Source organism: Candidatus Binatia bacterium, assembly GCA_023150935.1.
In the GTDB taxonomy this organism is placed as follows: Bacteria; Desulfobacterota; Binatia; order HRBIN30; family HRBIN30; genus JAKLJW01.
In genome coordinates this window covers 118,012-143,353 of sequence record JAKLJW010000002.1, presented here as the reverse complement: position 1 = coordinate 143,353, position 25,342 = coordinate 118,012, and the positions used below count along the sequence as shown (strand labels likewise).

Sequence of the window (25,342 nt, the reverse complement as noted above, 5' to 3'; positions counted from 1 at the left end):
TCGACGTGCGGGGGGGCACGAGGGTGCTGGGTTAGATTGCCGCGGATGCGCGCGCGGCGCGAAGGAACCAGATAGGCATGGCCGGTATGGTCTGTCCGCCGTCGTTCCGCCCTCCGGTTGACTCAGGGTCGCACTGACGCGACAGTCACGCTATGCGCTGTGCCCGTTGTGGCACCGAGTCGATACCCGGCAAGCCGTTCTGCCCCGGCTGCGGCGCCCGCGTCGCCCAGACGTGCGTGCAGTGCGGCGAGCCGATCGATGCGGGTTTTCGGTTTTGCCCCGCGTGCGGAGCGCCGGTCGGCACACCGGCTGTCCCCGGGCCGGTACCCCCCGGACCGGTTGCCCCGAACCGGGGCAACCCGGAGCCTCAGCCGGAAGCCGCTAACTCGCCGCCCCCGGGGCCGCCGTTGCGGGCCGGCATCGAGGCGGGAGACGGCGAGCGCAAGCTGGTAACCGTCCTCTTCTGCGACCTCGTCGGATCGACAGCCATTGCGGAGCGTCTCGATCCCGAGGAGTACCACGAGATCTTGCAGGAGTATCTGGGCCCGGCCTTTGCCGAGGTTTACCGCTTCGAGGGCGTGGTCACGCAGATGGCCGGCGACGGCTTGATGGCGTTGTTCGGCGCTCCGGTCGCGCACGAGGACGCCCCCCAGCGAGCGGTGCGCGCCGCCCTGGCCATTCGCAGCGCACTCGGCCGTCTGGGCGCGCGCCTGAAGGCGGAACGCGGCATCGATCTGGCGGCGCGTATCGGTATCCACACCGGCCCGGTGGTAGTCGGCACCATGGGCAACGACGCCAAGATGGACTACACGGCCATCGGCGACACCACCAACCTGGCGGCGCGGCTACAGACCCTGGCCGAGCCGGGTGGCATTCTGGTCAGCGAGGCGACGTTTCGGCTCGTGCGTGGCCACTTCGACTTGCAGCGCCGCAATCCCGTCGAGGTCAAAGGCAAGCGTGAGCCGGTAATCGCGTACGAGGTACTCGGCCCCCGCACCGCCACGACACCGATAGGACTGGCGACCGCGCACGGGCTTACGCCGCTCGTCGGCCGGTCGGCGGAGCTGGCGCAGATCGAGGCGTGCTACGCCCAGCTCGCTGCCCGGCTGCCTCAGGTGGTCGCCATCGTCGGGGAAGCCGGCAGCGGCAAGTCTCGCTTGCTCTACGAACTCAAGCAGCGTCTCGCCGGAGTTTCGGCAGCCATCCTCGAAGCCCGCTGTTCGGCGCTCGATCAGATGGCGCCTTACCACCCGTGGACGACCATGTTGCGGGCCTATTTCGGGATCGGACCGCAAGAGGATGCAGCGGCGACGGCGGCGCGGGTTGCGGCCCGGGTTGGAGAGTGGCCCGCCGATCTCCGGTGCGCCGAACCGGTCCTCACGCGGATGTTGTCGGGCCCGGGCGACGCGGGCGATCTTCCGGCCGACGAGGTCAAAAGGGAACACTTCGAGGCGGTCGGCAAGCTCATCAAGGCCGAGAGCCGGCGCGGTCCAGTGATCTTGCTGCTGGAAGATCTGCACTGGATCGACGAGTCGTCGCGGGAGATGCTCGACCGGGCAGTGGCGGACATAGTGTGCGCGCCGGTGATGCTGGTGGTCACGCACCGACCCGAATGCCAACCGCGGTGGCGACCCGGCGCAGTATTGACCGTGATCAACCTGCGGCGGCTCACCGATCCCGAGGCGGTTGCGGTCATGCGAGGGGTGGCCGGGGGCGCGCTGCCCGAGGACCTCGAACAGTTGATTCTCAAGAAGGCAGAGGGCAGCCCGTTTTTCACCGAGGAGATCACCCGGGCGCTGCTGGAGGGTGGCTATCTGGAACGTATCGACGGCGGCCACCGCCTGACGCGGCCGGTCGAGGAAATCCAGATTCCGGATACCGTGCAGGAGGTGATTGCCGCCCGTCTCGACCGACTCGGGCCGGATGCCAAGCGGGTCCTGCAGGTGGCGGCGGTGCTCGGACGGCAATTCCGCCGCGATCGCCTCGCCGAGTTGTTGGCCGACGACGGTATCGATGTCGGCGCGGCGATCGAGGAGCTAGAGCGTCGTGGCGTTATCCACCGCAAGAACCTTTTTGCCGACGACGAGCTGCGCTTCGGCGAAAGTCTGACTCAGGAAGTCGCGTACGAAAGCCTGCTGCTGAAACAGCGCCGGCAGCTTCACGAACGGATCGGTCAGGCGCTCACGGCAGCAGGCGGGGAAGCGAATCCGGAGCGCTGGGCGCAGCTCGCGCACCATTTCAGCCGCAGCGACAACCGCGGGCGGGCCCTCGAAGCGCTGCTGGGCGCTGCCCGCAGCGCGGAGAGGGTACCGTCGTATCCAAGCGCTGCGCACTTTTATCGGCACGCCTGGAACATCGCCACTGCCGACGCCGGGGATGCGGGGGTCGGCACGACCAGGCTCGCCCTCGATGCCGCCGTGGGTCTCGCCCGCATGGCGGTGATTTACGAAGTTCCGGGGCTCGACGACGCACCCGAGATCCTGAAACGAGCGGAAACGTACGCCGCCACCCTGGGAGATCCGAGAAAACGGGCCGAGATCCTCTCTTATCTCGGAATGATGCTCACCCGACGCCGCGGCGAATTCGCTGCCGGTCTGGCGCTGGTCGAGGAGGCCCTGGCAATCGCCCAGCGTGCCGGCCCGGTGCCGCCGTCCATGCTGCGTCCGCTGGCGTGGGCTTACTTCCTGGACGGCCGTTTCGACGTCGCCTGGCGGACCATGCAGTGGGTGGTCGCCGGCATGGAAGAGGCCGGCCATGACCGGAGTCACTCGGACGTGTACCTGGGTGCCCGCTACTTGCGGGAACGAATCAAGATGTGGGCGGCAAGCGCCGCCGAAGCGCAGGCTGCCGCCCGCGAGACCTACGATCTCGCAGTGTCGGCCGGCAACCGCACAGTGCAAGCGGGCATGGCGGCAATGCTCGCCCAGTTCGCCTTCGAGCGCGGGGATTACCCGGAATCGCTCCACTGGGCGCAACGTGGACTGGAAGTAACGGAAGCGCTGGGGTTCGTGGTGGCGATGCGCCTCGAAGCAACGCTGTTCCTCGCCACCCGGCGCCTGCTCGGCCAGCCTGTACCGGAGCGTCGTCAAGCGCAACTCATCGACGAGTACGTCGGCCAGTCCGGCGACGGTCAGATCGGCACCCACACGATCGTCGATGCGCTCCTGGAAATCGGCGAGGTGGAGCGGGCGGTCAGCCATGCCCGCACCGCCGCGGCGCGGGCCAGCGGCCGCGTGCCGGAGATGATTACCGCAGTGGCCCTGGGCGATGCGCTCAGTGCGGCCGGCCCGGCCGAGTGGCACACCGCTGCCGACGCATACGATCGCGCAGCCGACCTCGCCGAAGCCACCGGTGCCCGCCGAATGCTGGTCTGCGCGCGCCTCGGAGCCGGAGTGCTGGCGCAGCGCCGGGGCGATACGGTCGGCGGCGCCTGGCGACTGCGCCAGGCCCTGGCCCTCGCTCGCGACCTCGGAATGGTGCGCTACGGCGCCCGCGCCGCCGCCGCCCTGGGAACGGCGCCCGCGCAGCCTGCCCACACCGAACCTGCCGGCACCGAACACTTGCCAGACACCCGGCACTGAGAGATGCCGGCGCGTGCGGTCGGGGCAATCCGGCTGACCGGTCAGCGACCCGGCTGAGAACCACGCGTGAGGTCGGTTGCCTTCATGGCGCCCTATGCCGCGCCCCGAGTATTGTGCCCCCGCGGGCTCGGCAGCCGTCCCGATGCCAGCGATGGTGTGGCCGGTACGTGCGCAGGCATGGTGTGGTCTGTCGCCACGTCCGCGCAATCCCGTAGTCCGAGGATTTGTCCGCGGGAGATCTCGCCAGCCTCTACGTCCGCCGGGTCGGTTGTGCTACCTTCTGGCGGCAAGAGAGGCGTACCCATGCGCGGTATCATCCAACTGAAAGCCCGCGATTCGATGACGCGTGCGCCGGTGACGGTGAGTGCCGACCTGACGATTGCCGACCTCGAGCAGTTGATCGAACGCTACGACTACAACAGCTACCCCGTTGTGCGTGACGGACGGCTGGAGGGCATCGTTACCAAGCTGGACTTCCTGCGTACCTTCACGTTCACGCCCGATTCGGTGCTGCCTCATTACGACGATCTGATGCGCCGCCATGTCCGCGACATCATGCAGCGCGACGTCGTCACCGTCTCGCCCGATTACCCCCTGACCCGTGTACTGCAGATGCTCGTCGACCTGAGCAGCAAGAGCTTTCCGGTAACCGAGGGCGACCGCGTCGTCGGGATCGTCTCCCGTGAGGACGTCATTCGCGCCTTGCGCCGCGCCGTACTCGACGGCGCCGACTGACCTCTTCAGTCCCCCACCACGCGGCAAGGGGACTGTCCCGTACAAAGCCTTACAGCCCCGCTAACGAATCGCTGCGGAGGCCATCACCTCCCGCTCCCGCACTGAAAAACTTAGCAATTTAGCCCAAGTGAGGATATCGCAAGGAAGCGACGATTCCTGCCTTGACATGTCCAGACAGGAGGCTTACAGAATCGGACAAATGAACGAATCGGGTTTCATCGATGCAGGGGGGGGGATGAGTCGGGGAGGGTACCGCTGATGGCGGTCAAGCCAGAGCCGCACGATGCCTATCCGTTGCGCACGGTGTCTCGGATGACCGGGCTGTCGGCGGATGTGATTCGGGCCTGGGAGCGGCGGTATGGCGTGGTGGCTCCCGTTCGGGGCCCGCGCGGATCGCGGCTGTATAGCGCTGCCGATATCGCGCATCTGAGGCTCCTGGCGCAGGTGGTTGCCAGCGGCAGGGCGATCGGGGACGTGGCGCGTCTTGGGGTGTCGGAGTTGCGTGTCCTGGTTGACGCGCGGCCTCCGGCAACGGCCCCGGGGCCCGCAAACGGCTCCGCCGCTGTTCGCCCCGATTCATCGCCCTTGCCGCGGGCGGGCGAGGGCCTGCTGGAATCGCTCCAGCGACTCGATGCCGCAGCATTCGAAGCCCGGCTGAGCGATGCCCTGATCGTGCTCGGTCACCGCGACTTCGTGTGTCAGGTGGTGTCCCCGTTGCTGGCAGAAATCGGGGACCGCTGGGAGGCTGGGACCCTCACCGTCGGTGCCGAGCATCTCGCCAGCGGCCTCTTGCGCAACCTGCTCGGGAGCATGATTCGGGCGCAAGGTGTGTCGCGGGATGCGCCCGTCGTGCTGGCCACCCCCGGCGGAGAGCGTCACGAGTTGGGGTTATGGATCGTATCGCTGTTGCTACGCGACGCCGGGGTGGGGGTGCATTGCCTCGGACCGGACGTACCGGCCGCGGACATCTTGTCTGCGGCGCGGCGGCCGGACGTCAGCGTGCTCGGGCTCGGGTTCGTCAACGACAACAACCGCGCCCGGGCGGTGGAGGAGGTGCGTCACATCGAATCGCTGCTACCGCCCGGGGTGGATCTCTGGCTGGGCGGACGGGAAGCCCGCGCGGTCGCCGCCGGCAGCGATTCGCGTCGCGGAATCGTCATCGACGACTTGGACAAACTTGACCTCGAGAGCGTGCGGCTGCGCGACAACCTGGTTCTGCACCGTTGAGGACGGAGACTTCAGGAAAGGAGCTTCAAGATGGCTATGCCAAGTTTCGGATCCGATGGCCTAGACCTCGGCGTAATAGATCACCTGCTGGCCGGGGGAGAAATGGTGGCGGCGCAACTGCCGCGGCGGTCGAACTGGTCGCCCGAGCGCAAGCTCGCCGGCGCCGTCCTGGCGCAAGCACTCATTGAAGTGCGAGATCGCAACGGCGACCCCAAGTACCGCCGGCGCGTGGCCGAAAGCCTCGCCTGGATCGACTCGGACGACACGGGGTGGCCGTTCAGCTTCGTACCGTTGTGCCATCTCTTCGGGCTGGAGCCCGCGTATGTTCGCGTCGTCGTGCGCCGCTGGCTCGATCAGGCGCCACCGACGGTGTACCGCCAGTGCTCGGCGCACCGGCACGCGGCCTGAACTTACCGGAGTCCGCTGTGTCCGGCTTCGCGGCGGCGCCGCCATCGCCGATTGCGGCGCCGCCGGGCTCGGGAGCTCCGGTGCGGTTGCGCTTGCGCTTTCCACGGCACGCGCTCAAGATCGGAGGCGCGATGCGCGGGTGGCGTTGCCGCTGAACCGCAAAGGTGCCTCTTGCCGCCGGCAGCCCGAACCTTCGGCAGCCCAGCGCACCCGACGCCGTATGGGGCCGTCTCGCCGCAAAGGAGGCCGCGCGATGAATGCAACCGCCGCCGTTACGGGTACAGAGTCCTCGGTGTCGTGGGTTGAGCGCGTGGCTGCGCGGGTTGTCCTCGCGGCCATGCGCCGCTGGCGAGCCGGAGCGCTCACCCTGATCCTGCCCAACGGCGAAGCCGTCGAGGTCGGTGATCCCGTGCGCGCCTCCGAAGTGACGGTTACGATCCGCGACTGGATGTTCTTCCGGCGGGTTCTGGCCGCCGGTGAGATCGGGGTGGCGGAATCGTACATCGAGGGCGAGGTGGAGGCATCGGATCTCGTGACGCTGTGCATGGTGTTCCTACGCGATCAGTCGCTCGCGCCGCACCGCACCGCATGGACACTCCCGGCCCGGCTCTGGCACCGCTGCCTCCAATGGGCACGCGCCAACACTCTGCGGGGAAGCCGCCGCAACATCGTTTACCACTACGACCTGAGCAACGATCTCTATCGGCTCTTTCTCGACGACGACATGCTTTACAGTTGTGCGGTTTTCGCCGCGGTCGACGAACCGCTCGAAGTCGCGCAACGACGGAAGGTCGACGAAATCTGCCGGCAACTGGATCTCCGGCCGGGGATGAAAGTGCTCGAAATCGGCTGCGGCTGGGGCGCTCTGGCTCTGCACGCGGCCGGGAAGTACGGCTGCCAGGTAACCGGAATCACGTTGTCGGATCGGCAACTGGAACTGGCCCGGGAGCGCGTGGCCGCGGCGGGCCTGGCCGATCGGGTCACCCTGGAGCTGTGCGATTACCGCTGCGCCGTTGGGTGCTACGACCGGATCGTCTCCATCGAGATGTTCGAGGCGGTCGGATACGAAAACTACGCCGCGTTCTTCGAGGCGTGCAACAACCTGCTGGCACCCGCGGGCCGCATGCTCCTGCAGACGATCACGGTCCCCGACCAGCGTTTCGATGCCTATCGGCGGGAGTTCGACTGGATTCGCAAACACATCTTCCCGGGCGGACTGCTGGCGTCGGTGGCGGCGATTATCGATTCGATACGGCGGCACACCGACCTGCGGCTCGAATGGCTGCGGGACATCGGCCCACACTACGCGCTGACGCTGCGGGCGTGGCGGCAGCGGTTTCTCGCCAATCTGCCAGCCGTGTCGGCGCTCGGTTTCGATGCGCGCTTCGTGCGCATGTGGGAGCTCTACCTGGCCAGTTGCGAAGCGGCATTCGCCGTGCGCCACATCGGCGACGCACAGCTCGTCCTGGCCAAGCCCGGGACCTGAACGCCAGGGCGGCGCGACTCGATGAGCCCGGCCAGCAACCTGCCGGCATCGGCACTCACCCTTGCCAACGCGCTGACCGCTTTGCGGGTAGCGCTCACGCCCGTGTTCGTTTTTCTGGTCGTCGGCGATGCAGAGGCGTGGTGGGGTGGTTTAGCGGTGCCGGTTTTCGCACTGGTGGCGGCGAGCGATGTGGTGGACGGGCGCCTCGCGCGGCGGGCGGGTACGGCCAGTCGTGCCGGGCGGGTGTTCGATCACCTCGCGGATATCGGCTTTCTGGTCTCCGCGCTGGGCGCGTACGTGGCGCTCGGCGTGGCGCCGTGGTGGGTGCCGGGGGCAATGGCGACGGCGTTTGGGACCTACGTGGCGGCGACATGGCTGGCGCGGTCGCCTCGGACGCCGCGCCGGGGCGCGTGGGTCGGGCACCTCGGCGGCATCGCCAACTTCGCCGTCGTCGGCGTCCTAGTATGCAACTACACTGCGGGCCTTCACTGGCTCGGCGACACCGTGATGCAGGTGGTGTTCGCGCTGGTGCCGGCTTACTCGGGTCTGGCGGCAGCGGCGAGCGTATCCGCCCTCGTGATGCCTGCTGCGGACCCCGACGCGTACGTCTCCGTCGAGTAAGGCACCGACCTCAACCAACCGAGCGGCGTCGCGCGACGACCACACCGCCGGCGGCCAGCAGCCCGGCCATGAGCGCGAGCCCGAGCGGCGACATCAGCGGGGTTGGCGCGACAACGACGGCCTGGCCACCGGTCGCAATGCCGCGAGGCGTACTGCCCGCTGGAATCGGCAGGCCCGGCCCGCTCAGGACGGTGTCGGTTGCGACGTCGATCACCTCGACCTCGTCGTCATCCTCGTCGGTTACATAGACGCTCGTGCCGCTGTCGAGCACCGCGCTGCCGTATGTCCGATCGCCATTTGGGACAGCGATCAGCGCTGTGGCGTCACCTGCCGTCCGGTCAATCACGCCGACGCTGTCGTTCTGTAGCGGGACGTAGATCTTACTGCAGTCGGGAGTGATCGACATATTTCGTGGAGTGCCGCTGCCGAAGTTTATGCCGCCGACGACCGTGTTGTCCGACGTCTGAATCTTCGACACGGCGGGCGAACCGAGGTTGTTCGCGACGTAGACGAAGGCACCGTCGCAGGTTACGACGGCGGAGCGCGGCTCGCTGCCGACGGTCACGTCGTCCACGACGGTGTTGGTGCCTGTATCTACGACGCAGACACTGTTCCCCTGGCGGTTCACCACGTAAGCGCGCGTCCCGGCCGGATTCACGGTCACCCACTCCGGCGACACGAAGCAGGTGTCGTCGATCGTCGTTATGACGGTGTTGTCGGAGGCATCGATCACCGTGACGCTGCCGGTGCTGCTCCCGCCGCCTTCCTTGTTGGCGATGTACACCCGTGACCCGTCGGGGCTCACCGCCGCCGCATACGGCTCGTCGAAGCCCGAGTCGGCGATGGTGGTAAGTACAGTGTTGTTCGATCCGTCGATTACTGTGACGTTGTCGCCGAACCGGTTCGGCACATAAACCCGCGAGCCGTCGGGGCTGACCGCGGGGTTGCGCGGCTCGTTGCCGACGTTGACGGTCGTCGCCACGAGATTGGTAGCCGCATCGATCACCGTGACGTCGTTGCTGTCCGCGTTCGCCGCATATACGAACGGCCCCGCCTGTGCCGCCGAAGCGAACGACACGAGACCGAAACCAACCGCAGCATAGATCCAACCCCGCATGAGCACTCCTTTCAGCGATTGGTCATCTAACACAAACCGGGGAAGGATCACAATCGGACAAGGCCAAAATCCGGGCGCGGGTCCGGTCTACGACCTCTGCGGTCGAAATCGCTTTCTTGAACGCCGCGGTCCGTGCTACCGGTCTAGGGCCGGTCGTATCGGACGGATTCGGGCGCCCGGCGGGGAGGTCATTATGAGGCACGTACGTCTGCTGCATGCCATCGTCTTCGGCATCGGTGTTGGCCTGATCCCGAATCTCGTGCCGGCAAGGGAGTTCCAGGGGAAGCGCGAGAACTGCCCTGCCGTCGAGGCCCAGTTGGTGGAACTCGAACAGCAGGGTGCGACGGAGCGACGTCTGCGAGGCGTGCGCAACTGGTTGGCGCGGCACTGTGTGGCGCTCAACGAGGTCCAGGCGATCGGGACGCACAACAGCTACCACATTCAACCGGAGCCGGCGCTGCTCAGCATTCTTATCGGCTTCGACCCGCAGTTCCTCGGCATCGAGTACACGCACATCGACCTCTACGACCAATTCGAATCTCAGGGCATCCGTCAGATCGAGCTGGACATATTCGCCGACCCGGCGGGCGGTCTCTACGCGCGTCGCGGCGGCCTGATCGCCATCGGTCAGGACCCGCAAACAGACATCCCGGAGCTTTACGAGCCCGGCTTCAAGGTCTTGCACGTGCAGGACATCGATTTCGGGACGACCTGCCATACCTTCGTCGACTGCCTCAAGAGGATGCGGCATTGGTCGAACCGCAACCGCGGCCACCTGCCGATCATGGTACTGATCGAGGCGAAGGACGACACCATCCCGGATCCGTATAGCTTCGGCTTTGCCATTCCAGTACCGATCGGGGCGGCCGAACTCGACGCGGTCGATGCCGAGATCAGGTCGGTGTTCGGAGAGAACCGCCTGATTACGCCTGACCGCGTTCGCCGCGGCCGGCCAACGATCGAGCAGGCGGTGCAGGAGCTCGGCTGGCCGAGCCTGAACGAGGCGCGCGGCAAGTTCCTCTTCGCCCTCGACAACGGCGGCAGCAAGCTTGCAGATTACGTCGCCGGTCATCCGGCGCTGCAGGGGAGGGTGATGTTCACCGACTCCCCGACCGGATCGCCCGAAGCGGCCTTCGTCAAGATGAACGATCCGTTGCCGGACCCGAGTGCAATCCAGAACCTAGTGGCGTCGGGGTACATCGTGCGGACCCGCGCCGATGCCGACACTACCGAGGCGCGCGCCAACGACACCGCCAAGCGCGATGCCGCGCTGGCGAGCGGCGCGCAGTTCGTGAGCACCGACTTTCCCGTGCCGAGCCCGGTCTTCGGCACGCCCTATCTCGTCGAGATCCCCGGCGGCACTACCGCCAGGTGCAACCCCGTCAACGCGCCCACCGCCTGTCGCAGTCAGGCCTTCGTGGGCCGTTGGTAAGCGAGCCGGGGACCGCCGGTCCGACCGGCGTTATCGCCTACTGCCGCGCCGAGGTTGTCCACGAGGCGTTGAGCAACTCGGCAACGGTATCCGGGCTGAGCTGTTCGTGCTGGACCGTGTCGCGGTAGCCCTTGATCATCACCCAGGGGGCTTCGTCGCCGCGGACCGGAATGACCCGCAGCTCCACGGGTTGACCCGGAGTGATATCGTCGGCGGGGATCTGCAGGAGCATTACACCGGAATTACCGGCGATGTGGGCGCGGGGCAGGAATACCAGACGATACGGGCCGCGCCGATAGACGTCCCCGGGCCGCACGTCGCCGACCGCGAAGGTCAGAGCGTACTTGCCGTTTACGTACAGTTCCGCCTCGCCGCTGGCCTCGGAATGCGAGAAGGTGAACGCCAGCACGGTCGGTTCCTTCTTCGGCACCGGCGCGCTGCGCCACACCAGCTCGGCCTGCGCGTCGCGGAGGTTCGTCCACCACGACTCGGTACCGCCGCGGTAGTCCGGATACGGGGACTGGGTGTGCTTGTAGGTGATGGGGCCGTCGAACCCTTCGACGATCTGCAGCGCCGGCGACGCCCCCGCCGCTGCCGGCGCCACCGACGGCGGCGTATCGGGAATCGATGCCGTGGTGGAGATGTCGGTAAGGTCACGTCCGTTCTCGTCGGTGATCCGTGCGGTGAAGTACCAGCTGCCGATGTTCTCGCAGCTCTTCACCAACAGGAGATTGTCGCCGGCGCGCAGTTCGATGGGCCGCCGTCTCGGAGCGTCGGAAAGGACCATGGGCCCCGGCGTCAGGCGCTGGCCGTTCAGCCACGCATCCAGAGAGTCTTGCGTGCCGGCGAGTTCGAGGAACGCGCTGTGCGCCGTCGGCGACTGGACGGTCATTGCCGCATAAGCGCAGACCTCCTCCGGATTGCCCGGGTGGCGCGGGTCGCGAGCGGCGAAGAACTGGTTCAGGTCGACGCGAACGAATTGCGGATTGATTGGCCGCCAGTAACCGTCGCCGAGCGTGCCGGGTTGCTGGTTGCGGGTCACGTGGTTGACGTCGATGAACGCCTTGCGCTCGCCGCTGCCACCGGTGTTGTCGAAAGGTCCGACGACCAGCCAGTTGGTCAGGAAGCGCTTGCGGTCGCGCACCTCGGCGATGACGAACTCGTCCTGACCGGCGGGTGTCGTGATGCGTTTATGGATGGTGTAGTCGGTGAAGTAATAGAGGTCGGACGGTCGTAATTGATAGAGGACGCGCTGGTCGACGCCGTAGCGGCTGTACTCGGCGGGGTCGAGAATCAGGTAGCCGAGATCGCGCGGCGAGTGCGGGCTTGCCGCCCACTGGCGCGGATCGACGGCGTTGTAAAAGAGGGGAAATATCTGCGGCTGATTGACCTCCACGGCGGTGAGCATGAGCAGGTCGAACTTGTCGCGCTGGCTCTCCATGTAGTGAATCGAGTCGCGGTAACCGAACTGGAAGCCGCCGTACGTCGGGGCCGAGTACTTCGGGTACTCGACGAAGTAAGCGTGCAGGTAGCGAGTAAACTGCGGCACCAGCATGTAGCCCAGGCCGGCCAGCGCAGCGGTCTGAGCGGCCAACGCGAGCGGTCGCCGGCGCATTATCCAACCCAGTCCGTGCAGCGCGGCGCCAAGGCCGATACCGGCAAGCAGACTGAAGCCCGGCGCACCCATGATGCCGCGCGAGGCGCTCGGGATCTCGGTCATCAGACTCGGCGCGATGGGGTATACGGCGACCCACCAGAGCGCGAGTTTGCTGGCGCGGTCGCGCCGGAGGAGAGCCACCAGGGCGCCGAGGACGATAAACGGGGCGGTAGCGGGGAGCAGCTGGCCGAAGCCGCGCACGGCGTGGCGCGTTATGGAGTCGCCGCTTTCGAACAGGAAACGCGGCGACAGAAAGGCGGCGTAGTTGGCGGCGAGCTGCTCCACCTGCGCGCGCAGGTCGCGGCCCGGGGCGAGCATGGTGGTGTTGCGGAAATATCCGGTCGCCTGCGGATGACGTTGGTAGAAGATGCCGGCGGGAGCCACCGTTGCCACGATCACGGCCAGAGCGAGCAGCGTTTCTTTCCAGCGCCGCAGCAGGGTCGGCAAGTACAGCAGGGAAAAGCCGACGAGGAACAAGGGTACAAACACGGCGGAGATGGCGTAGGCATACAGACACAGGGCGCAGAAGAACATCCCCGCCGCCAACGTTCGCCGCCCCTGCGTGTACCTGACGAGCAACGTCAGCCCGACGGTGAACAGGAAGGGAAAAGAAATCAGCTCGAAACCGATGCGACTGAAGTGGAGGTGCCACGGACAGAGAGTGAGAAACAACGCCGCGAAGAGACCCACCCAGGGGTTGAATATCGCGCGACCGAGGAAAAACATGGCGACGATACCGCCGATGCCGAACAGCGCCGCGGTCAGCCGGGTGCTGAACTCGTCAAGCCCGAACAGCTTCACCGGCAGGATGCCCGCGTAGATGTAAATGGGGTTCTTGTAACCGCCGAACGACCACACGAAGAGCGGCAGAGCCCGGCCGTTCTCGTCGATACCGGCGGTGCCGAGGGCGTACGAGTTGTAACCCAGCGCGGCTTCGTCGCAGAAGAGGCCGGCGGGAACGTCCTTGAGATCGTAGACCCGCAATGCCGCGGCGAGAAGGACGACGGCGGCGAGCGCCGCCCACTGCACGGATCGACGTTGCATGCCGTTCACAGCCTCCGGAAGGGTGGGCGCCGGCTCTGCCACACCAGCAGGCCATAGCCCGCGATCGTCCGCCCGGCGCGCATGCGGCTGACGCTCTCCTTTAGATCGTAGCGGAGGATAAAGGGCACCTCGCCGCACCGGGCGCCGACCGTGTGCAGTTTCCACAGTAGTTCCGCGGTGCAAATGAAGCCCCAGTCACGCAGGTGGAACAGGTCGTCGCCATACCGCGCCAGCACGGCGCGCACGGTGCGCACCCGCATGGCCCGGTATCCGCAGGCGTAGTCGCGCACGCCGGGAATCGGCAACAGGACCTTGAGGAGGGCAAACACGCCCCAGCTGAACAGGCGGCGGTGCCACGGCACCCCTACGACCTGCGATCCCGGTTGGAAACGCGAGGCGATGACCACGTCGACGGCGTCGGTCAGGCGCGCCGTCATGGCGCCGATACAAGCCGGATCGTGCGTGTCGTCGGCATCCATGGTGACCACGATGTCGTCGTCGCCGCAATTGTCGACGACCCACTTCAGGCCGTCGCGCAGGGTGTCGGCAAGACCGGCATTGACGGCATGCGTGACCACCGCCAGGGGCAGGTCCCGACTGCGCCGCTGCAGAATCGCCGCGGTATTGTCGCGGCTCCCGTCGTCGACGACAACGATGCGATAAGGGCGGTCGGCGAGCGCCGTCCGGACGCGATCGAGCAAGGCTTCGAGGCGAGAGCCTTCGTTGTAAGCCGGGAGTGCGACGACGATCCCGCTCATACACCGCTCACTGCCAGGGCGCGGGTTCGCGGGACCCCGACAACCGGCGGGACGACGGCACGGCCCATGGTCAGCGCGAACCTCCGACGGCGCCGGCCGGGCCGCGCGTTGCCGCGAGGTCGAGACCGGCCCGCCTGGCCCGCCCGCGAATCCGCACGAGATCGAGGAAAGCGCTCAGACCGCCGGCCAGGTCGACGGTCGACTTCGGCGAGTTCGTCCAATCGACGGGCACCTCGCTAAGGCGGAGTCCGGCGGCTTGTGCCACCGCAATGACCTCGACGTCGAATGCCCAGCGGTCGACCCGCAGGTGCGGCAGCAGCGGCAGCACCGCCTCGCGCCGGAACAACTTGAAACCGCACTGCGTGTCGTGAAACTGTCCCATCACGACGAGCCGCACGATCAGGTTGAACAGCTTGCCCGCGGCTTCCCGGTACCATGGTTGGTGCCGGTGAATGTGCGCGCCGAGAACGGCCCGGCTGCCGATGACGATATCGTCGCCCGCGGCGATACGCGGCAGCATCGTTTCGAGCGCTTCGATCGGGGTCGACAGGTCGGCGTCGGAAAACAGCACCAGGTCACCTTGCGCCTCCCGCATGGCCTGGCGGAAGGCGTAGCCCTTACCGCGATTGCTGCCGCACGACCTCACGGCCACCTGCGGGCCGAAGCGGCGTTCGATCACCCCGGCGGTGTCGTCGGTGCTGCCGTCGTCGACGACCAGAATGTCGTAGCCCGGATGCCGCTTCTCCATGTAGGCGACGATACGTTCCAGCGACGGCAGGATGCGCTTGGCCTCGTTGTATGCGGGAATCGCGACCGTAATCCTCATCGTCGGAGCAGTCGGATGGTGCCGTCGTTGGTTGACAAGGTTGCAGGCGGCGGATAGGAACTAGCGGATTTCGACACCCGAAATCATCGCGTAACAGCGGCTTCTATGGCAGAGAGAGCGACCGTTCGCAACCTTACTGATGCGCCGCCCGTAGCGTCGGCGCCCGAATCGCCGGGGGCACTGGATCGGCGGGTCATCGGTTCGTTGACCGTCGAGCAAGTCCTGTACATCGTACTGCTGGTTATCGCCGTGGCCTCGCGCCTCTACATCCTCGGGGTGCGGCCGTTTCACCACGACGAATCGATTCACGCCTTCTTCTCCTGGAAGATCGTGGACGAAGGGGTTCGCGCCTACCAGTACGATCCCGTCTACCACGGTCCGGTTCTCTACTATGCCACTGCGGCGGTAATGTGGCTGCTCGGCGATACGGACTTCACGGCGCGCCTGAGCGCGGTGCTCTTCGGATTCGGCGTGCTGGCGCTGGCGTGGCCGCTGCGCCGTTACCTCGGTCGCTGGGGGGCGTTGTCGTTCCTTGCGCTGCTCACCCTGTCGCCGGCGTTTACGTACTTCACCCGCTTCCAGCGCCACGACATCTACGTGGCCGCGTGTAACCTGGGATTCGTTTACTTCGCCTTCCGGTACGCCGAGACCCGCATCCTGCGTCACCTTTACCTGGCCGCCGCTGCGCTCGCTCTGGCGTTTGCGACCAAAGAGGACATGTATGCCCTCGGCCCGGTCTTTATCGCCAGCGCCGGGCTCATGCTGCTGTGGGAGGTCGTCAACAGCCGCGACTGGCGGGCGGCGCTCGGTGGCGCGTGGGCGGAGACGTGGGATCTCGTTCGCTCCTCGATTGTCCCGCTAGTAACCGCGCTGATCATCTTTCTGGGCATCTGGTTGGCGTTCTACACGTCGTTCGGTACCCACAACGAGCACTGGAACGCGGTGCAGCGGGCGCTCAGCTACTGGTGGGGCCAGCACCAGATCAAACGTATCGGCGGGCCGTGGTGGTACTACTTCCCGCACCTCGTGACTTACGAGCCGTTGATCTTCTTTCCGGCGCTGCTGTTTCTGCTGGCGCCGTTGACGCGGCCACCCGCCGACGGGCGGGCATCGAGCCGCTACCTCTGGTACGCGACCTGGGCGGTGTTCGCCGGCTTTCTCGTCTCGCTGGTGGCGGCCCCGGAACGGGCCCCGGCGGTGCTGCTGGGCGCACTGGTGTTCGCCGGTCTCACCCTGATGCGCGCCTGGATGCCGGATCGGTTCACGCGCTTCACCGTGATCTGGGCGATGGGCAGTTTCGGCTTCTATGCCTGGGCGCAGGAAAAGGTTCCTTGGTTGCTGGTGCCGATCCTGCTGCCGATGGCCCTGCTGGCGGCGATGTGGTTCCGCGACCGGGTCGCGGCGGGAACTTTCTCCCGGCCGGGGCCGGCACTGGCCCTGGCGGCGCTCGGGGCGCTGACCGGATGGAACCTGATCGCCAGCAACTACCTCACCGACGCGCCGCGACCGTCCGAGCAGGCGGACGCACGCACCGCCGAACTCCTCGCTTACGTGCAGTCGACGTACGACATCCACGAGAAAGTGATGCTCAAGGTCGAGGAGGTGGCCGAGAAACTCGGCACGGGCTTGAAAACCCGTCTCGCCGTCTCGGGCAACTCCACCTGGCCGCTGAGCTGGTACTTGCGGCACTACCCGGTGAACTGGAGCGGTGACGTGCGCCAGGTCGACACGGCACTGGTCATCGTCGACAAGGAAGCGACCAACGCCATCGACCAGGCGATCGGCGACGCCTACGAGAAGATCCCGTTCCAAATTCGCGGCTGGTGGGAACCCGATTGGAGCAAACTCAATCCGGCCAGTTTCGTAACCTTCCTGCTGAAGCGGCGGCCGTTCAGCGGTGTCGGCTCGAGTGACGCGGTGATGTACGTCGCTCGGGATCTGACGCCCGGAAAGACCTTCGGCGCCATTGCGGTCAACCCGCCCCCGGCGGCCCGCGGCTACCCGCGCGCACCGGAGGTCATTGCCCCGGCGGCAGTGTGGGGCGAGAAGGGTACCCGGCCGGGGCAGTTCGACGAGCCGCGCGGGCTCGCCGTCGATGCCGGTGGCCATCTTTTTGTTGTGGACAGCAAGAATAATCGGATCCAGAAACTCGGCCCCGACGGCAAGCCGTTGACGGTGTGGGGCGGCGAAGGCAGCGAACCCGGCAAGTTCAAGGACCCGTGCGGTGCCGCCGTCGGCCCCGATGGTGCGCTGTACGTTGCCGACACCTGGAACCACCGGATTCAGAAGTTCGACGGCAGCGGCGCGTTCGTGAAGGAATGGAAGGCCGAACCGGGTTTCTGGGGACCGCGTGGGATCGCCGTCTCGCCGGACGGCGCGAATGTCTATGTTACGGATACCGGCAACAAACGCGTGGTGGCGTTCACGAGCGATGGTACGCAATTCAAAAGCTGGGGTAAGGAGGGCTCCAAGCCCGGCGAGCTGATCGAACCCGTGGGCATCGCGGTGAACGGTGCCGGCGAAGTTCTCGTCGCCGACACCGGCAACCGGCGTATCCAGGTGTTCGACAGGCAGGGCACCTTCCTGCGCGAGTTCGCCGTATACGGCTGGGAGGAGTTCTACACCGAGCCGTATCTGGCAATGCGAGGCGACGATGTCATCGTCAGCGACTCGTACCTGCACCGGGTAGCCCGCTACGGCAAGGGTCAGCTCGTGCAGGCATGGGGAAAGAGCGGCACCGGGCCGGGCGAGTTCAACCGCCCCATCGGCGTGGCTGTCGATGCGCAGGGTGCCGTGTACGTCTCCGACACGCTGAACAATCGCGTGCAGAAGTTCGTGTTGACGGAAGGTAAAGCGGGCTAGCTTGCCAGCCCGGAGTTTCCCGCCAGCCTTCAGCCTTCCCGCACGATCTTCTGTCGCAACCTGAACAGATCGTAGAAGGCGCGCGCGATGACCGAGATGTGCGCGCCGGTCTGAACACCGGCCGTGCGAGGATAGTGATGCACGCCGACTTCCTTGATTCCGAAGCCGCGGCGTACCGCGCGCCCGTAGAGTTCCGCATTGATCAACGCGCCCGTGGACTCGAGGGCGATGCTGTCGAGGATGCGCTTGGGAATGATCTTGAAGGCACAGTTCAGATCGCGCACATGGACTCCGAGCATTACCCGGACGAGGAACCCGCCGAACAGCCGGGCGTTGAGCCGGCGAATGAACGGGTCGCTGCGTTCGATGCGGTAGCCCGTGACGATGTTGCGATCGTCGGTTACCAGCGGCAGCAGGAGGTCCAGATCGCGGATGTCGAACTGGCCGTCGCCGTCCATGTAGAATACGAAGGGCTTGGTGGCGGCGGCAAAGCCGGTTCGCAGTGCCGCGCCGTAGCCACGGTTTTGCTCGTGATGTTGCGGCCGCAAACGGGGGAACGTCGTGGTCAGGCGCCGCAGGATCTCGCCGGTCCTATCGGCGCTGCCGTCATCGACGACGACGAGTTCGTAGTCGGGCAACCGCGAGTCCAGGTAGTTGGCGCACTCGCCGACCACCCGCTCGATGTTCGGCTCTTCGTTATAAGCGGGCAGTACGACCGACAGTGCTTGCACGGCCGACGGCGCGGATTTGCTTTCCTTTGCGTTCCCCATAGAATCTCACTCGCTCCTGGCTCAATGCAGTGATCGTTCAATGTCCATACTGCGCCTCGCGCTACCGGGTCGAGGCGACGCGTCTCGCGACCCCGGGTGCGAAACTTCGCTGCTCCCGGTGCCAGCACATATTTCCGGCGCCCGCGGCTAGCAAACGCGCTGGTGGATCGTCCTCCCGTACGGAGAAGGCCACCAGTTCCGGCCGGCTGGAACGTACTCCGCCCGCGGCGGCGGAGAGCCTGACGTTACCATTTGAACAGGCTAGCTGGAAAGACGAGGGCGACACCGACCGCGAGGTTTCCGCGGAGTCGGGCCTCGTGGTCCCGGACACGGAAGAGGAGTTCACCCTCGGGACGGGGACAGAGCAACAACCGCAGTCCCTCGACAGCGATGGCGATCCGCCTCCGGTGGAGCGCATGTCGCCCCGGACCGACGGCGAGACGTCGGCGCTCGCGCTGCCGGCCAGGGCCGCACCCATGTTAACGCCGGCGGCGACACCGCCGCCGGACATGATCGAGGAAGCCCCCTTCGTAATTGGCATCGGCGAGCCGCCCAGGCGCGGACGGCGTGGGCGGGATCCACAAATGGCGGACGACGATCGGGGCAAGATGGTGGCCATTCTCTGGTTCGTCGGCGTGGTAACCGTCGGGTACGCCGTGCTGGCCGCGGCGTTGGCTGCCAGCCCTGGACTCACGGAGCAATGGGTGGGCAACCTTCCCTGGATCGGAAGTCTGCGCGACGATCGCCTGCTGACCCGCAAGGTCACGCTGTCCGAGGTGGACGGCATGTACCAGCGCATCCGGGACGGCAAGGACGTCTTCGTGATCAGCGGCAAGGCTATGAACACCGCCCCGGTACCGTTACAGGGCGTGCAAATCTCGGGACGCCTCTTTGACGCGGCCGGTATGGGTCTGGACGAGAAGGTTATTCATTGCGGCAACGTCATTTCGACGCGTGTCTTGAAGGACCTCACGCCACGCGAACTCTCCGTACTCCAGAAGCTGAATCCGCCGAGCCGCTTCACGATCGAGCCGGGAGCGTCGTCGACGTTCGTGATCGTCTTCATGGACCCGCCGAAAGGAGCGGTGTCGTTCTCGGCGCAGGTGGTTGCGGCCCACCGTCAGGTTTGACGCTTGCGGTTTTCGTCGCCGGTCTCTTCGGGCTTGGGAGTGATATCGATCTCGTCCGGCGCCTTCATCTGCTTGCGGAAGTTGCGAATGCCGCGGCCGATCCCCTCGCCAAGTTCGGGCAACTTGCCGACACCGAAGATGATCAGGACGATCACCAGGACGAGCAGGATCTCGCCCATGCCGAATCCAAACATCAGGGTTCCTCGCTACCGGACTTATAGGTGATGCCGTCGGGTTGGCGCAAGCCACACCGGGCGCCTTGCCGGTGCGCGCGGGAGACCGCTAACATCGGGTCATGAGCGATTCGGCGCGGCTCACCTGGGCACTGGCGCTGTCGCTGCTCCTGCACGGGCTGCTTGTCGCCGGCCTGCCTTCGCTGTGGCGTCCGTCACTCGACGTGTCCGTGCCCCCCCTCATCGAAGTGGATATGTTCCAGCCTCCGGCTCCTGCTCCCGCTCCGGCACCAGCGGCCAGACCGGCGCCGCCGCCGGCCGCCGCCGCGCCTGCACCGCCGCCGATCACCCTGCCGGAACGGCAAATCGTCAGCCCATCCGAGCACGGCGAGGAGCGGGTGCCGGAGAAAACGCGATTGCTGAGCGACCGCGATGTCACGGTGCCGGAAGAGACGGTGAAACGCGGCGACCCGGCCCCCGGCGATCCCGACGCGAAGTCGCGGCCGGTCGTGGCTCAAGAACCGAAGAAAGCGGCGCCGCCCGCCGCCGCGCCAAGACGGAACCTGCCGCCCCGCGCGCCGGCGGCGCGAGCCGAGCGCGCACCGCGCGCCGCCGAGCGAGCGGCACTGCCGGGACTGGAGCAACTCCTGCCGCAGCCGGGGGACTTCGCACGCCACGCGCCCCGCGAACCCGTCCCGCGCGCGGTCGACCCGCCGGCGGAACAGCACGCCGCCATCCCCCGCGACGATCTATTGCGCTACGGGGATCCTTGGCGCCGCGGCGGTCTCAGCGGCGCCACGCTCGACTTCCTGCCCGCCATCCGTGAAGGCGACATCACCATGCTCAACACGAAGGCCGAGCAGTTCGCCCCCTTTGTGCGGCGCGTCGCCGTGCGCGTGTTCGAGAATTTCCGCATCAACCTGCGCCGCAGCGTCGATGCCGGCCGCTTCGACTCCTCGCAGGAGTATGCCAGCATCGAGGCGGTGATGGACCGCCAGGGGCAACTCGTATCGATCGAAGTGCGCGAGCGTTCGACCAGCGGCGGGCTGGGCACCGACCGCAACCTGCAAGCCGCGGTGCGCGAGGGTTTCTTCGACCGCAACCCGCCGTCCGGCGCCGAGGCGGTCGACGGACAGATCCATTTCGTCTTCGATGCGCAGGTTGCCCTCTCCCTCGAACCGGGTCGCGGTCTCGTCGGCTATCGCGCCGTGTTCCGCGCCGGTTTGCTCTGAATCCCGGGAGACAGGACTCCTCCCGGCGCGCCGCCTCCGGGCGCGGGAGGGTGCCCTTCGACCGGCCGATACGCCGCCGGCTGCCGCAAGCCATCCCCCTTTTCCCGTAACGGTGAAACGCGCTAGCGTACGGTTGTCAGGTCGGCAGGACTCTGCTGCTCTGCCGGCGATCGATGGGTGAGCAAAACCGGAGCGATGGGTGGGCCGTCGCAAACGGGTTTGCGCGGTACTGACACGTGGTCAGGCTATACAGGAGGGAGAAGAATGAAAGTGAAGCAATTGCTGGGTGTGGCGGCCGTTGCCCTCGCCTGCGGTGCGGTGGGTGCGGCATGGGCCACCTCGGTCGCTGCCGCGGACGATGTGCCGGCGGCAACGATGACGGAAGCCGAAGGCATCTTCAAGACGCGATGCAGCACGTGTCACGGGCCAACCGGCAAGGGCGACGGGCCAGCATCCGCGGGGCTGAACCCGAAGCCGCGCGACATGAGCGATGCGGCGTGGCAGAAGTCGGTCACCGACGACGCCATCGAGAAGATCATCAAGAGTGGGGGTCCGGCCGTCGGCAAGAGCCCACTCATGCCAGGAAACCCCGACCTCGCCAACAAGCCCGAAGTCATCAAGGCCCTGCGGATCATCGTCCGTAATCAGGGCAAGGCGAGCTGAGCGGGAGTCTTCGCCGGAGCACAAATAGCGCGAACACGGAGCACGGACTCGAACGCCGCCGAAAGGCGCGCCATCGAGTTTCCGTGCTCTGCGCACCCGGCTCAGTGCCCGGTGCGCACGGGCGCCAGAACGGAAACAACTCAGGCGAGCGCGGCGAGCAGCGCTCGGGCGTCACGTAGATCGGGGGTGTCGAACCCCTCGGTGAACCAGCCGTAAACGTCAGCCAGGCTCTCGCGGGCCTGGCGCCGTTTACCCTGTTGCTCCCACAATCGACTCAAACTCATGACGGCGCGAAGTTCGAGCGATCTGGCCTGCTGCCGTCGAGCCACGTCCAGGGCGGTGCGAAAGTGGGTCTCGACGGTTTCGTGCAGGCGGGTGACCGCCCGGCGACGCGCCGACGCGGCCGGGGCAGCCGCCGTTCGTCCGGTCCGCTTCGGAATGGGAACCGCGGGGTGCGCGGGATCCGCCGCCTGGAGCAGGAGCTCTCCCATGAGCCGATGGATCTCCGCCTCGTACCATCGCTCGCCCGTAGCCTCGATCAGCGAGCGTGCCTGCAACAGCAACTCCAGCCCTGCGGCAATCTGCCCCGCCATCCCGTGCACCTCGGCCAGCTGACCCAGGACATACGGGATCGCCAGCCAGGCGCCGGTCTGCTGCACGGTGGCCATGCCTTCGTGCATTATCCGGATGGCCGACTCCGGTTCGCCCTCCTCGGCCAACGCGCGGCCCCGCCAGACACGACCCCAGCCGAGCCAGTACCGGAACCCCTCCTTCTCGCAAACCTGCGCGAGCACGTCGGTGTGTGCCCGCACTGCGGACATATCCCGAATGAAGATTCCGACCCCGGCGCCGCCGTGGCCGAGGCCAAACGCCAGGCTAAACGGGTGGGACAGCTCCTGCGCCCAGGCGAGCGCCTCGTCGACCCGCCGCCGCGCCTCGTCCGGATACCCAAGACGCCAGAGCGTCGTGGCGGCGAAGGAAAGGCAGAGCACCTTCGGGTCCTGCGCGCCGACCCGTGTCCGATCCGGTCCGTGGAGTTGCGGATCGTACAGCGCAATCCCCTCGTCCAGATGCCGCACGGCCGGCGACAATTGTCCGAGCATCGACAACGTCAGACCCTTCAACGCGTGAGCCCACAACAAGAGCGCCGCGTCCGCGGTGGATTGGGCGACGCGGAAGAGCCGCTCCGTCAACTCCTCGGCCGCCCGCAGTTCCCCGCGCTGATACCGGAACGCCCACAGACCGGCCACCACCGGAAAGACCTGCGGAGGCTCAGTCGCCTGTTGGCACAACTCGAACGCCCGCTGGAGGGCGTTTCCCACTTCCGTCGCCGCATAGCCTTTCATGACGCCCAATGCGGCGCCAAGCATGCTCCGCAGCGCGATCTCGTGACCCGTACGCTCCGGGGTTTCCGGTAACGTCATCAGGAGATCCAACCCTCTGGTGAACAGACCGACCGCTTCCGGATGAGCGGAACGCCGCAAAGCGTTGTCCCCGGCCCGAGTCAGATAGTGCAGCGCCCGCTCGGTGTCGTGCCCACGCTCGAAATGCATCGCCAACTCGACAGCGATCTGGCCGGCCTCTCGCCCGTGGGCCTGCTCTTCCCAGTCGCCGATGCGACGATGCAGGCGCACCCGCCGGGCGGCCCCGACGCGCTCGTAGAACACCTGCCGATACAGCGCGTGAAGGAACCCGTAGCGACCGGTCACGGTTCCGTCGGCTAGGGACTCGGTGCCCCGGGCGCGGAGGAACTGTTGGCGCTGCGCCAGCCGTTCGCACCGCTCTTCGACTCGCTCACCGTCATCGGCGAGTCCCGCCGCAACCACGGCAGTGGTGAAATCGGCGCCGGCCACGCCGGCAACCTCGAGCACACGGCACTCCTCTGAAGTAAGCCGGCCGATCTGCTTCTCGATCATCTGACGCAGGCTATCGGGTACGCGGGCCGCAACCTCATCGAGCCTTGCCATCAACCGCAGTCGACCGCCGGCGTCGACCAGCAGGCCCTCGCTCAGCCAGTAGTTCACCACGTTGACCACGAACAACGGGTTACCCTCCGTACTGTGGTGAATGGCCGCCCCAAGTCCGGGCGGTAGATGCCCGCCGGGAAACCTGGCCGCCAGATACCGGTCCACTTCGCCGCCCGTCAGACACCGCAGCGGTAGCTCCTCGCATTGCTCGTGGACACGCAATTCCTGTTTGATCGCCTTGAGCGGATGGTCGCTCACGATCACGTCGGCCGGGCGATACGTGCCGAGCACCATCAACCGCGCCGGCGTTCGCCGTTGCGCCAGGAACGAGACTACATCCAGCGTCGAGTAATCGCTCCAGTGCAGGTCCTCCAGCAGGAGCACCAGGGTTCGCTCCGCCGTCAGGAGGTCTATTGCGTCCGCCAGCTCGCGCAGCATGCGCTCGCGGGTTGCCCCTTGCACCCGTCGTTGCAGTGCCTCCAGCTCCGGGTCACCAAGCAGCCCGGGCATCTGCACCAACCAGTTCGGGGCATGCCGGCTCAAGACGCCGAGCGTCTGCGCGCCATCGGACCGGCGGCAGAGTTGCCCCAGCGCTTCGAGCACCGGCAAGTACGCCTCGCCGGACCCGTATTGCTCGACACATTGCCCGCGCACGACCGCGACGTTTCCCGCCGCGGCGGCTGCACCGAGGAAGGCATCCACGAGTGTCGTCTTGCCGATCCCGGGCTCTCCGGTGACGAAGACGACTTGTCGGCTTCCTCGACTGGCCAGATCGAGCCATTGCTGCAGGCAGGAGAGATCGCGGTCTCGACCGGTCAGGGGTAAGTCCCTGAGCAACGAACCGCCGCCCGGTGCTTCCTCCGGGCCGGCACGAGAATCGCCGCGAGCCGCCCGCCGGCTGGTCACCGAGGCGACAAATCGGTAGCCCCGATGCGGAACGGTCTCGATGAAACGGGCGGCGGCGGCCTCGTCCCCCAGCACCTCGCGCAACTCGCGAATCGTGCCGCGAACCACGCTTTCGCTGATCGCCGTTGCCGGCCAGACCGCCCTGCACAATTCCGCCCGGGTCACCAGGCGGCCGGAGTTCTCCACCAGATAGCGCAGGACGGCAAAGAGCTTCGGACGAAGTGCGACGAGCGCCTCTCCATGCCAGAGTTGCTGGCTGGCGGGGTCCAACCTGAAGGGAGGGAAAACGAACTGCAAGTCCTGCATCCCGGCTCCGGTTTGCCGCCCAGGCTGCGCGCACGATAGCCCAGGGCGCAATTACACGCCACTTGAACGCGGATTGCACGCCTTTCGCACGCCCGTTTAATAGCCTCTCATCGGGGCGCGTCTTAGGCTCGCCCGCATGATCCCGACCCAACGATCCGCGAGAACGACCTCGCAAACGCCGCGGCGCCTCCCGCGGCTCGCACCCGAGGAACGGCTGCTTTCGCCGACCCGAGCCTTCGTGGTGCAGTTCCGCGAAGAGCGTGAGGGCGAAGCCCCGCGCTTCGCCGGTCGGGTCGAGCACGCGACGAGCGGAGAGGCGGCCCGGTTCGAGTCACCCGAGGACCTGCTGGCGTTTTTTGCCCGTGTCATGCGCACGGGGCACGCGGAGGGTTGGCAGCGCGGATAAGTCGGCCACTGCGGAAGACGGCTCAACAAGGAGGA

19 protein-coding genes are annotated in these 25,342 nt (G+C 66.7%); 12 read left to right on the top strand and 7 right to left on the bottom strand.

Annotated elements, in window-relative coordinates; genetic code table 11:
• Positions 1 to 152 precede the first annotated feature (152 nt).
• From L6Q96_02820 to L6Q96_02795, 6 genes are all read left to right on the top strand, one after another.
• Positions 153 to 3,581 carry an AAA family ATPase gene (locus L6Q96_02820; protein ID MCK6553510.1) on the top strand — a complete coding sequence of 1,143 codons (3,429 nt, stop codon included), beginning with the start codon at positions 153 to 155 and terminating at the stop codon, positions 3,579 to 3,581.
• 303 nt (positions 3,582 to 3,884) lie between these two features.
• Positions 3,885 to 4,316 (top strand): CBS domain-containing protein, encoded by a 432-nt coding sequence (locus L6Q96_02815; GenBank protein ID MCK6553509.1) that lies wholly within the window; start codon positions 3,885 to 3,887, stop codon positions 4,314 to 4,316.
• A 258-nt stretch (positions 4,317 to 4,574) separates the two neighbouring features.
• The gene (locus L6Q96_02810; protein ID MCK6553508.1) at positions 4,575 to 5,543 is read left to right on the top strand and encodes a MerR family transcriptional regulator; all 969 of its coding nucleotides are present in this window, start codon (positions 4,575 to 4,577) and stop codon (positions 5,541 to 5,543) included.
• A 30-nt stretch (positions 5,544 to 5,573) separates the two neighbouring features.
• The gene (locus tag L6Q96_02805; protein ID MCK6553507.1) at positions 5,574 to 5,951 is read left to right on the top strand and encodes a hypothetical protein; all 378 of its coding nucleotides are present in this window, start codon (positions 5,574 to 5,576) and stop codon (positions 5,949 to 5,951) included.
• A 253-nt stretch (positions 5,952 to 6,204) separates the two neighbouring features.
• The gene (locus L6Q96_02800) at positions 6,205 to 7,437 is read left to right on the top strand and encodes a cyclopropane-fatty-acyl-phospholipid synthase family protein (protein ID MCK6553506.1); all 1,233 of its coding nucleotides are present in this window, start codon (positions 6,205 to 6,207) and stop codon (positions 7,435 to 7,437) included.
• Between the two features lie 21 nt (positions 7,438 to 7,458).
• Positions 7,459 to 8,058, top strand: a complete 600-nt coding sequence (locus L6Q96_02795; protein ID MCK6553505.1) for a CDP-alcohol phosphatidyltransferase family protein — start codon at positions 7,459 to 7,461, stop codon at positions 8,056 to 8,058.
• A 10-nt stretch (positions 8,059 to 8,068) separates the two neighbouring features.
• Here L6Q96_02795 and L6Q96_02790 read toward each other — a convergent pair whose 3' ends face one another.
• Entirely contained in the window at positions 8,069 to 9,175 is a 1,107-nt protein-coding gene (locus L6Q96_02790) for a hypothetical protein (protein ID MCK6553504.1), read from the bottom strand.
• Between the two features lie 193 nt (positions 9,176 to 9,368).
• Between L6Q96_02790 and L6Q96_02785 the strand changes: the two genes are divergently transcribed.
• A complete protein-coding gene (locus L6Q96_02785) occupies positions 9,369 to 10,607 on the top strand; it encodes a phosphatidylinositol-specific phospholipase C1-like protein (GenBank protein MCK6553503.1) in 1,239 nt (412 codons plus the stop codon).
• 37 nt (positions 10,608 to 10,644) lie between these two features.
• Here L6Q96_02785 and L6Q96_02780 read toward each other — a convergent pair whose 3' ends face one another.
• The 3 genes from L6Q96_02780 to L6Q96_02770 form a co-directional block, all read right to left on the bottom strand.
• Positions 10,645 to 13,308, bottom strand: a complete 2,664-nt coding sequence (locus tag L6Q96_02780) for a glycosyltransferase family 39 protein (protein ID MCK6553502.1) — start codon at positions 13,306 to 13,308, stop codon at positions 10,645 to 10,647.
• 5 nt (positions 13,309 to 13,313) lie between these two features.
• Positions 13,314 to 14,066: a glycosyltransferase family 2 protein gene (locus tag L6Q96_02775; GenBank protein ID MCK6553501.1), complete on the bottom strand. Its 753-nt coding sequence runs from the start codon at positions 14,064 to 14,066 to the stop codon at positions 13,314 to 13,316.
• A gap of 70 nt (positions 14,067 to 14,136) precedes the next feature.
• Positions 14,137 to 14,892, bottom strand: a complete 756-nt coding sequence (locus tag L6Q96_02770; GenBank protein ID MCK6553500.1) for a glycosyltransferase family 2 protein — start codon at positions 14,890 to 14,892, stop codon at positions 14,137 to 14,139.
• A gap of 105 nt (positions 14,893 to 14,997) precedes the next feature.
• On the opposite strand from L6Q96_02770, the gene L6Q96_02765 reads away from it, so the two are divergent.
• Positions 14,998 to 17,754: a TIGR03663 family protein gene (locus L6Q96_02765; protein MCK6553499.1), complete on the top strand. Its 2,757-nt coding sequence runs from the start codon at positions 14,998 to 15,000 to the stop codon at positions 17,752 to 17,754.
• A 29-nt stretch (positions 17,755 to 17,783) separates the two neighbouring features.
• Here the strand turns inward: L6Q96_02765 and L6Q96_02760 are convergent, their stop codons facing one another.
• On the bottom strand, positions 17,784 to 18,524 hold the full coding sequence (locus L6Q96_02760; GenBank protein MCK6553498.1) for a glycosyltransferase family 2 protein: 741 nt from the start codon (positions 18,522 to 18,524) through the stop codon (positions 17,784 to 17,786).
• A 317-nt stretch (positions 18,525 to 18,841) separates the two neighbouring features.
• Here L6Q96_02760 and L6Q96_02755 point away from each other — a divergent pair, with 317 nt between their 5' ends.
• Entirely contained in the window at positions 18,842 to 19,654 is an 813-nt protein-coding gene (locus L6Q96_02755; GenBank protein MCK6553497.1) for a DUF3426 domain-containing protein, read from the top strand.
• On the opposite strand, the gene tatA is transcribed toward L6Q96_02755, so the two are convergent.
• On the bottom strand, positions 19,645 to 19,848 hold the full coding sequence (tatA, locus tag L6Q96_02750) for a twin-arginine translocase TatA/TatE family subunit (GenBank protein ID MCK6553496.1): 204 nt from the start codon (positions 19,846 to 19,848) through the stop codon (positions 19,645 to 19,647). The two genes, L6Q96_02755 and tatA, sit on opposite strands and share 10 nt — an antisense overlap.
• Before the next feature lie 101 nt (positions 19,849 to 19,949).
• Between tatA and L6Q96_02745 the strand changes: the two genes are divergently transcribed.
• Entirely contained in the window at positions 19,950 to 21,059 is a 1,110-nt protein-coding gene (locus L6Q96_02745) for a hypothetical protein (GenBank protein MCK6553495.1), read from the top strand.
• 264 nt (positions 21,060 to 21,323) lie between these two features.
• Complete coding sequence (locus L6Q96_02740; protein MCK6553494.1) at positions 21,324 to 21,722, top strand: c-type cytochrome; 399 nt, start codon at positions 21,324 to 21,326, stop codon at positions 21,720 to 21,722.
• 140 nt (positions 21,723 to 21,862) lie between these two features.
• Here the strand turns inward: L6Q96_02740 and L6Q96_02735 are convergent, their stop codons facing one another.
• Positions 21,863 to 24,901, bottom strand: coding sequence for an AAA family ATPase (locus L6Q96_02735; GenBank protein MCK6553493.1), 3,039 nt, complete (start codon positions 24,899 to 24,901; stop codon positions 21,863 to 21,865).
• 136 nt (positions 24,902 to 25,037) lie between these two features.
• Here L6Q96_02735 and L6Q96_02730 point away from each other — a divergent pair, with 136 nt between their 5' ends.
• On the top strand, positions 25,038 to 25,307 hold the full coding sequence (locus L6Q96_02730; GenBank protein ID MCK6553492.1) for a hypothetical protein: 270 nt from the start codon (positions 25,038 to 25,040) through the stop codon (positions 25,305 to 25,307).
• Positions 25,308 to 25,342: the final 35 nt, after the last annotated feature.